General features: G+C 47.5%; 8 protein-coding genes and 1 pseudogene. 5 read left to right on the plus strand and 4 right to left on the minus strand.

Annotated elements, in window-relative coordinates; genetic code table 11:
- The first annotated feature begins 400 nt into the window (after window positions 1-400).
- Together H6F50_RS14070 and H6F50_RS14075 are read left to right on the plus strand one after the other, a co-directional pair.
- Complete coding sequence (locus H6F50_RS14070) at window positions 401-2,128, plus strand: nucleoside transporter C-terminal domain-containing protein (RefSeq protein ID WP_190429174.1); 1,728 nt, start codon at window positions 401-403, stop codon at window positions 2,126-2,128.
- Window positions 2,129-2,276: 148 nt separating this feature from the next.
- Window positions 2,277-2,888 carry a DUF3318 domain-containing protein gene (locus tag H6F50_RS14075; protein ID WP_190429175.1) on the plus strand — a complete coding sequence of 204 codons (612 nt, stop codon included), beginning with the start codon at window positions 2,277-2,279 and terminating at the stop codon, window positions 2,886-2,888.
- Between the two features lie 3 nt (window positions 2,889-2,891).
- Here the strand turns inward: H6F50_RS14075 and H6F50_RS14080 are convergent, their stop codons facing one another.
- The 4 genes from H6F50_RS14080 to H6F50_RS14095 form a co-directional block, all read right to left on the minus strand.
- The gene (locus H6F50_RS14080; RefSeq protein WP_190429176.1) at window positions 2,892-4,655 is read right to left on the minus strand and encodes a phospholipid carrier-dependent glycosyltransferase; all 1,764 of its coding nucleotides are present in this window, start codon (window positions 4,653-4,655) and stop codon (window positions 2,892-2,894) included.
- 306 nt (window positions 4,656-4,961) lie between these two features.
- Window positions 4,962-5,219: a hypothetical protein gene (locus H6F50_RS14085; RefSeq protein ID WP_190429181.1), complete on the minus strand. Its 258-nt coding sequence runs from the start codon at window positions 5,217-5,219 to the stop codon at window positions 4,962-4,964.
- A gap of 56 nt (window positions 5,220-5,275) precedes the next feature.
- On the minus strand, window positions 5,276-5,548 hold the full coding sequence (locus H6F50_RS14090; RefSeq protein ID WP_190429177.1) for a hypothetical protein: 273 nt from the start codon (window positions 5,546-5,548) through the stop codon (window positions 5,276-5,278).
- A gap of 121 nt (window positions 5,549-5,669) precedes the next feature.
- Window positions 5,670-6,281, minus strand: a complete 612-nt coding sequence (locus H6F50_RS14095; RefSeq protein WP_190429178.1) for a hypothetical protein — start codon at window positions 6,279-6,281, stop codon at window positions 5,670-5,672.
- 442 nt (window positions 6,282-6,723) lie between these two features.
- On the opposite strand from H6F50_RS14095, the gene H6F50_RS14100 reads away from it, so the two are divergent.
- The 3 genes and pseudogenes from H6F50_RS14100 to H6F50_RS14110 all read left to right on the plus strand — a co-directional run.
- The gene (locus H6F50_RS14100) at window positions 6,724-7,320 is read left to right on the plus strand and encodes a DUF1003 domain-containing protein (protein ID WP_190429179.1); all 597 of its coding nucleotides are present in this window, start codon (window positions 6,724-6,726) and stop codon (window positions 7,318-7,320) included.
- A gap of 230 nt (window positions 7,321-7,550) precedes the next feature.
- Window positions 7,551-8,279, plus strand: a complete 729-nt coding sequence (locus H6F50_RS14105; RefSeq protein WP_190429180.1) for a cadmium resistance transporter — start codon at window positions 7,551-7,553, stop codon at window positions 8,277-8,279.
- A 122-nt stretch (window positions 8,280-8,401) separates the two neighbouring features.
- Window positions 8,402-8,697 (plus strand): annotated as a pseudogene (locus H6F50_RS14110) (hypothetical protein); the annotation flags it as partial.

An 8,697-nucleotide genomic window follows, 5' to 3' on the forward strand; every position in this document is an offset into this window, starting at 1 on the left:
TTGAGCCAAACCTGTTGCGCTTCCCTGGAGGAAGCCCGACAGTTAGGACAGCAAAACTCGCGGGCGTGAGTAGCAGATTCGATCCATTTGGGAGGAACTGAGTCAAAAGCTTCCATGTATTGAATTTGCGGGTAGTTAACTGCCCAAGAGCAGCATTCTTCAAGCTGGGACTGCTCTAGCTAAGTTGTTTCCTTGTGTTTAGGAATTCTTAAGTTTGAATAAGATACAGGCTTCTGTGCTTATTTTAAAGCTGTAGTAGTACTGAAGCGCCTCATTTTCAGGTATTGTCTTGGGTGTCCCGTGTCATCCTTCTCCAGGCGGGGATAAAGCCGAAAAACGCGCTGATTTGTAGGGGACGGCAAACTGGGAAGCACTCTCTCAAGAAATAAGGATTCAGCCCATGTCTCATCCTTTTTATCTCAACCTTATCTCCTTTTTCGGCCTTTTTGGTTTATGCGCGATCGCATGGCTCTTTTCCGAACACAAGCGAATCGTCCCTTGGCGCGTCATTATCTGGGGCATCGGGTTGCAATTAGTCTTGGCTTTTTTGGTGTTCAAGTTTCCCCCCACGCGAATCGCACTGGAGCGGTTTACGACCTTACTAGACGCGGTGTTTGTCGCTGCTGACACTGGGGCGCGGTTTGTCTTTGGGAGAAATATTGTCCCCATCCCCGGTCAAGATCCACCAATCAATCTTGGCTATATTTTTGCTTTTCGCGCCTTACCAACAGTAATCTTTTTCTCCGGACTGATGGCGCTCCTCTACAACATCGGCGTCATTCAAGTCATCACCGAGCTATTTGCCAAATTATTTTATTGGACGATGCGCCTGAGCGGCGCGGAAGCACTCAGCGGTGCCGCGAATATTTTTGTCGGAATTGAGGCGGCGATTGTCGTTAAGCCTTATCTGCCAAAAATGACCCGTTCGGAACTGTGCGCGATTCTAGCGTGTTGTTTTGGTACGGCTGCCTCCTCAACCCTAGCTATTTACGTCAGTTTCCTCAGACCTGTCTTTCCGAACATTCTGGGACACTTAGTGTCGGCGTCGATTATGGCTATCCCCGCCTGTTTTGTGATCTCAAAAATTTTAGTGCCAGAAACAGGAACTCCTCTGACGCTGGGCGGCATTCCTAGCGAGAAAACAGCCAAGGAATTTGAGCAAAACGAGTTTGAGGAAGTCGAGAAGGAAGGAACGTACAAACAGGAAACAGTCGCTGGAGAACCCATTGAGCGAGTCAGCCCCTTAGATGCGGCGATTGTCGGCTCTTTGGATGGGGTGAAGATGGCGGTAGCGATCGCTGCTGTGCTGATCTTAATCTTGGGTCTAGTTTCTTTAGTGAATCAATTTTTTGGTTGGTTGGGCGGTTTACCCGGAGCAGTCGGTGATTTATTTAAAGTTGTCACTTTAGCAAATATTCAAGGAGTCTTGTTTTATCCCCTAACAATCTTAACCGGCGTCCCTTTTAGCGAATCTTGGACGGCTTCTGTGATTATTGGGCGACGACTCCTCGAAACTGCAATTCCTCCCTATCAAGCGTTAGCAGAAGCCGCCCAAGCCGGAACTGTAAGCGATCGCACGGTGTTAATCGTCAGTTATGCCCTCTCCGGATTTGCCCATCTGGCTTCGGTGGGAATTTTTGTCGGTGGCACCATTGCCCTCATTCCCTCGCGGCGCAAAGATATCTCCGAACTCGGTTGGAAAGCGCTATTTGCTGGCACGCTGGCGACAATGATGATTGCCTGTCTAGCTGGCATATTTGACACTGGAGATCCCAGTATTTTGGGTGTACAGGGCACTCCTGCTTCTATCACCGCTCCGGCTGCTAGCCCAACGGTGTCTCCTGCTCCCGGTGCCACGGTTTCCCCTGTACCAACGTCAACACCCGTTAACCCAGCGATAACGCCCTTACCGGCTACAACGATTTCACCCGAACCAACGTCAACACCTGTTAGCCCAGCCCTAGCGCCCTCGCCCGCAACTCGCCTGCAAGCGCCCGCCACAAAACCTCCGGCGACACCCAGAGCGACAACAACACCCAAGGCGACGCCTAGAGCTACCACTCCGCCCACTCAGCAAGCTCCTAAACCCAAGCCTACGGCTTCAGCCGTTCCGTCTCCCTCCCCCTAAAACTGAGGATTGTGGATTTATTTCAACTTCCTGGGTAGGGGCATATCCCTACTTTTACCAGTTATTTCATCCACATTCCTTAGAATAGTTTTCAGTGAGTAGAGGGGAGCGATCGCGTCTTTACCATAGTTGCCCCAAGTCATCCAAGATGAATCCAGAGCCTGAAATTCGCCGCTTATTAGATGTCATGCCTGCATCTGGTCGAATGCTGACAAAAGTGGTTAGCAAACCGGAGCAACCGCAGGTGATTAATAGCCCGTTTCCGCTGCCTTGGGCACAAGATCGACCGATTTATATCAATTTTGATTTATGGCGTCGCTTGTCTCAGCCGCAGCGAGATTTGCTGATTTTACGCACAGTTGCTTGGCTGACTGGGATCAAGTGGTTTAAACCCGACCTTTATCAAGGTGTGGTGGCGGCTGGGGCAATCGGAGCAATCGTGCAGCTTGTCCAAGGAGATGCTGTGGGTGTTGTCGTGGCTAGCGGATTGAGCGGACTGGCAGCCACTCAGATTTGGCGAAACACTCGCAGTTCTCAGTCTGAACTGGATGCAGATGAAGCGGCAATTAAGGTAGCGATTCGGCGGGGCTACACGGAAGCTGAAGCTGCCCAGCAATTGTTATCCGCAATTGAAGCCGTCGGCAAAATCGAAGGTCGTTCCAGTTTGAATTTTACAGAGTTAATTCGCGCTCAAAATTTAAGAGCGCTCGCGGGTTTGTCATCGCTGGGCGTTCCAGAAAACGTCAAAAAAAGCAGTTAAGCTTTAGCGATATCGACAGTAATAAAGTTTGGTTTCGTAGCCATCCACTGAAGGGAAATTGGCATTCGTAACACATTTACCTAACTCTATGGGTGCGTGGAAATTTACCAGCAAAACATCTAGAGGGCGCGGTAAAGTCGCCAAAGTTTTTTGCAGCGCCGCTGTTGAAGTTTGAGGATTTTGGTCTTGATGCGCTAGGAGAAATTGGATTTCCCTTGGCTGTACCGCTTGCTGTTTGAGTTCCCACGCGATTCCCATCATTTCCCCATTTTGTACATGGGTTTTGTGAGTTGTGGCAATTAGAATTGGCACTTGCACAGATGAAGATGCGGAATCTTGCAACTCTATAATCGGTGGCACTAAGAGATCGGGGCGATAGTATTTCTGATAACCCAAATTGCAGGCGACTGTTAGCCCGCTCAAAAGTCCCATAAGCCAAATGAGCGCAACAGCTTTTTGACCAGATATTTTAATAGAAGGGTTGATTTGACCTTTGGCTTTTGAGCCGGGATTGGTGCTGACTGGACTTGACTGTTTTAAAGCAGTTTCTTCAGCCTTTACAGCGTTCCAGCAGGCGGCAAGACTGGCTCCTACGATAACAATTACAGCGGGAAAATAGACGAAGTTATACCTTGCCCCGCGAGTTAAATCAATTCCGAGGATGTAGGTAAAGACAAAAAATAGCGCGATCGCACTCCAAATAAAACCCTCAAAGAGTTGGGTTGTCAAACCCGCCTCTTGCCGCTGAAATTTCAAGCTTCGATAGAGGATGGGTAGCGCCCAAAGAAAGAAAACAATCATCACAGCCCCAGAAAGAATCACCACGACTAAATCGGGTGACTCTACCGGAAGTAGGGCAATCATCGTAATCCAAGCCGCGATCGCCTGAAATATAGGGCTAAGCCAAGCAAAACCGACGCGATCGCCTTGAATCCATTCGGTTAGCTTTCCCCCATAACTATTCTGCAAGAATACTGGCACCCACACTAATCCCCCCGCCAGCGTCCCAGCCGCAACCGCCAGCAATGGGATTGAGGACTTGACAGTGGGAAATTTAAAATTATTCTTCTGAGTCCGTCTTTGTTGCCACAGAAGGACAATCAACGCCAGCGCTTGGGCACCCAAAGTTAGAACGAAAAAATAATGACTGGAAATTCCTAATGTATTAACCCCTACCCAGAGTAGTACCAGCCAAACGGGCAGCGGTGCCTGACGTTGCAGGTGTCGTGCGGCAACCACCAGACAGGTAAGGGAAGCGATCGCCCACAAAATTGCCAAAGTGTAATGACGGGCTTCCTGCGCTAGAAAGATGCCGTAGGGCGAAACCGCCATCATCGCCGCCGCCAGGTGCCCTACTAACCGAGAACGAAACGCAAACCAGCCAAATGCGTACATCGCAGGGATAGAGACGACACCGAAAAGGGCAGCAAGCGATCGCGCCCCCCACAGCGAAACCAATCCCCCATCCGGCGGAAATAGTTTCAACCACAGGTGAGTTAGCACAAAGTAGAGAGGGGGATGGTTGCTTTCAGTGACTAAGTGATGAATGACATCGTTGATTCCGGCTGCTGGGTTTGCTTGCAAAGGTTGCAGAAGAGTATCGAGTGCGATCGCTTGGTCTAGGGGAACACCGCGAAAACTATTACCCAGGCTGAAAACCAGCGTCGAAAATTCATCCGTCCAAGGCGACTTGCCAGCCAAGTTTAGCAAGCGCAACCCAGTCCCAACTCCTATCCACACTAAAAGCAGCAGCCAGTTATTAATCATTAGTCAATGGTGAATGATACTTTGTTAAGCGCAATCGCTAACTATCATCCCTAGCTTAAATGGCACTCGCGTTAAGCCGTGTAAGATCCCATTGAACAAACGTTGCTAATTTGTTGACGTAGTACACAATCAGGTTGCTGCATGAACGGATAAACTCAATTGGCGGCGCTTTCTCGCTCTCAGGGGACTGCGTCCCGGACGCTCTTTGATCGCAGTCTAAATGCACAACAGCTTAGTAATCTGAAGAGACACTCGAAAAGGACATCCTCTCCTATCCGCTTGGCGAATCATTGCCGTGGCAAGACATTACTCAAACATAGCACCGGCTATCAGTTGCACAGGAGCCGTAAAAACGTAGTAGATGATACCTGTACCCAAGAGTAAGACAGCCAAACTGAAGAGCATTACCCAGCGATCGGACGGTTCATAGGTATCTTCGTCAATATCACGAGCCTTTAATGCGTGAACTACCCACCACCAACCGCAAGCGGTATGGTGGCGCTTCCAACTTCGTGGGGGATTTACGGCGAATAAGTTAATTTCACTTGATGAGGTTTGCCTCATCAAGTGAAATTAACTTTCTTGTCAGATGAATAATTAGAAGTGATTGAATGCTGCCTTCAGCTATTAAAGCTTGATATCAGAGAATTCCAATCGAGGTTTTTCACCAGTTGGATCGCATCTTGGGGTAAATTCCCGATCTCACCCCACAATTGTCCGGGGGTGATGCCAAAAACGTACTGCAATCCCACCACCACCACCAAAATTGTCAAAATCAACCCGAAACCAGCTTTTAAGATTCTAACCAGCAGCGTAACCAGCAAGAGGGACACGGCGATCGCTGCAACTACTAACACAATCTGCGAATCTACTGACCCAATTAAAGAATCCATAATCTAAAATGCTAATGAGTGAGTAACAATAACTTTCCATTCTTTTGTACGGTGAGTTGACTCAATGAGCTTGCAAGCCAATTTGTTAAATCATTGCGTCAACCCACTTGTACGCATCCCATTAATCGTCAATTTCTACGGCTGTGAACGTACTAGGAATGCGAGATTCAATAAATTCCTGCGATACGTTAGGAACTGCCAGCTTATTCTCTTGGGAAGACTTGAGTGGTGGAACGTTAAACTCAAGCGCAGAGGTATCAGGATTTCGGCGGGCGATTAAACGGGTACCATCCAGAATTGTATAAGTGGCAGGTGTTGACTCAATGCCTGCAACGTTAATACCACTCGGTAAATAAATTCCCTGGCAATCCCAGCCTTCAGGAGTTGTCTCACCGTCTGCTAGAAAGTAGAGATTGTTATCGCCAGTCTTCGATGCCTCAGAGGCGGGACCAAAGATGCCGATGGTGTTCCCGGTTTCGTTCCTGCATTGTCCCCAGGTGACACCCGACTCGATTGCGGCTTTTTGCAAGGTCAACTCGTCAATTCGCTGTTGCACTTCTGGAGGGATATCCTGGCTTTCCTGGAGTGCTGATAAACCGTTCAGCGTTTTTGTCACCTGAATATAGTCAGGATTTTTGGATACTTTGGGTCGATCTGCCAGAGAGGGTTGGGCGATCGCTAGGTTCACCACAAATATCACTAGGGCGAGCGCAATTTTGAAAAGATTCTTCATGTTTTTCTCTTGTGACAACCAGAAAGGCTTTCTCAATGTTCTTGTGTCTTTTGTCCAGACTGGCTATCCAGACTGGCGATCCGGTTTGGCAAGAATCTATTGCAGAAGCATAAATTCATCCTACGTAATCACAATTTATAAAAGCAAACACTCTTTTTTGTTGAATCGATAAACTCAATTGATTGAGCAACTGGCATTACTGAAATTACCCGCAATTTGCACCAACGCTGTTCTGGGTAACAACCAGGGTTGGAAAAGTCGAATTCATAACGCTTAGCCTAAGTCAATCACTTCAATTTATTAATTCAACAAGAAAGAGTATTTGCTCTTATACTTTAAGCGCCATACAGTGAAACTATAGCAAGTGCAGCACAAATACAAAAAACCCCTAAGCGCACTCATCAAAGCATTAAACGAATTTGAAGTTGCAAGAGGTAACAGCATGAACTCCACTCAATCCAGTCAACCCGGTATCAACGAATCGCAACAAGCCCCTGTCGTTCTGAAACAACCACAATTTTCAAAGATTCAACCACCTATGAAGAAGCCCTTAACGTTTGGGCAAAAGGTGGCAGACAAAATGGCAACTAAAGTAGGTTCTTGGGCGTTTCTGATTGGACAATCAACCGTTCTTGCTGGATGGGTAGGTTGCAACCTGATACCGGGACTGCCTCACTGGGATGAGTCTCCCTTCATGATGTTGAACCTGGTATTCTCCTTTGCCTCTGCTTATACCGCTCCCGTCGTCTTGATGAGCCAGAACCGCCAATCAGAAGAAGATCGGGAAAGTGCGAATCACAACTACCAGATCACGTTACAAGCCGCTCAAAACCTCGAACTGATCCACGAAAAGCTGGATGCTGACTATGCCAAGAAACTAGTCGAGCTAACTGTATTAATCAAGCAACAACACCAAGCAGCGAGCGAAGTCAAGGTTGTGTTCGTACCGGCTCAAGACTTGAATGAGTTGGAGCATCACTCCAACAAGATTGCAACGGTGGCTGTTCTCAATAGCCACTCCAGAAAACAGGCTTCCTAAATATTTTCAATAATTTAGCTCGAAGTAACGGTTAACGACCAGCGAGAAAGGCTAGAAATGCCTTTACTCTTCTCGTGACTTAATCTATTTATCCTTTCATCATGTGTGAGTTTTGAGCTTCGTTGTGAGACATATTCCCTTCAAGACATCTCTCACAATTCCAACAGGATTGCTACAGCGTCGCCCAAAAGTTCGGATAGACACAACAGAATTTGGAGCATGAACTGAACATGAACGGACTTTTCGCGGCAATTTCAACCGGCTTTACCGCCTTCACAGCAACTAACCTGGATGACATTTTGATTCTGATGCTGTTCTTTTCCCAGGTTAATACCCTCTTTCGCAAACGCCACATTGTTGCCGGACAGTATCTTGGCTTTGCCGCCCTCGTTCTCGCCAGCCTTCCCAGTTTCTTTGGCAGTTTGTTGTTGCCGCGTCCCTGTATTGGAATGTTAGGATTGGTTCCGATTGCGATCGGCATCAGCCGCTTAGTGATTTCTAATGCAGAAAATGATGCTGACTCAGACGAAACACTAGCTCAACCAGCCTGGTTTAGCAGCTTCATCTCACCCCAAGCGTATAGCGTAGCAGCGGTAACTTTTGCAAATGGCGGCGATAACATTGGAATCTATATGCCCCTGTTTGCAAGCTGCACCTGGCAAAATCTAGCCATCGTTCTGGGAGTGTTTTTCTCGCTGGTGGGTGTTTGGTGTCTTGCCGCTTATAAGTTAACCCAAATTCCGGCGATCGCAGATAATCTGACTCGTTACGGCAACCATCTAGTCCCTTTTGTTCTGATTAGCTTAGGGGTGTTAATTCTATTTGATAGCGGCACTTTAGAAAATCCAGGATTGGCAGTACTGACGCTCGTAATTAGTGGTCTTTACCTGTTAAAACTAGGAACCACAATTAATCAAACGCTACAAGCCCAAGCACCAGTTTTGAAAGTTCTGAAGTAGACAAACGGTGTGCGGTTTTAAACTGATATTTCTTTCTTGCACACCTGACTTAAGATAGTTTTCAACTTTTGAATCACATTTTTAGTTGGAATGTTCAGTTATCTCAAAGTAAGGAGAATTCCATGAAATTTATCAAAATTGCTCTCGTCGCGCTCGTGCTTCTGGTCAACCTCATGATTGCTCCTCCCTCATGGGCAGGTAAAGACTTCACGAAAGGAACGGATTACGCGGAAGTAACGCAAGCCATCAATCAATTACTACAAGCCAAGGATAATCCAGATCAAGCGGGTTACACGCCCGAAACCTATCAGCAAACGCTCAGCCAGTTGCAACAGCAGAAGTACGTGATGGAAACGGCTCGAAAGCGGGCACAGTGCCATAACGAAACCCCTGGCACAGTGGCTGTCTATGCCAACAA

Origin of the sequence: Coleofasciculus sp. FACHB-712 (assembly GCF_014695635.1) — a bacterium.
Classification (GTDB): Bacteria; Cyanobacteriota; Cyanobacteriia; order Cyanobacteriales; family FACHB-T130; genus FACHB-T130.

What these genes read in the sequence shown, in the direction of transcription:
- H6F50_RS14080 (WP_190429176.1), bottom strand. Translation starts at nt 4,655, where the DNA reads ATGATTAATAACTGGCTGCTGCTTTTAGTGTGGATAGGAGTTGGGACT.
- H6F50_RS14090 (WP_190429177.1), bottom strand. Translation starts at nt 5,548, where the DNA reads ATGGATTCTTTAATTGGGTCAGTAGATTCGCAGATTGTGTTAGTAGTT.
- H6F50_RS14105 (WP_190429180.1), top strand. Translation starts at nt 7,551, where the DNA reads ATGAACGGACTTTTCGCGGCAATTTCAACCGGCTTTACCGCCTTCACA.
- H6F50_RS14070 (WP_190429174.1), top strand. Translation starts at nt 401, where the DNA reads ATGTCTCATCCTTTTTATCTCAACCTTATCTCCTTTTTCGGCCTTTTT.
- H6F50_RS14095 (WP_190429178.1), bottom strand. Translation starts at nt 6,281, where the DNA reads ATGAAGAATCTTTTCAAAATTGCGCTCGCCCTAGTGATATTTGTGGTG.
- H6F50_RS14100 (WP_190429179.1), top strand. Translation starts at nt 6,724, where the DNA reads ATGAACTCCACTCAATCCAGTCAACCCGGTATCAACGAATCGCAACAA.
- H6F50_RS14075 (WP_190429175.1), top strand. Translation starts at nt 2,277, where the DNA reads ATGAATCCAGAGCCTGAAATTCGCCGCTTATTAGATGTCATGCCTGCA.
- H6F50_RS14085 (WP_190429181.1), bottom strand. Translation starts at nt 5,219, where the DNA reads ATGAGGCAAACCTCATCAAGTGAAATTAACTTATTCGCCGTAAATCCC.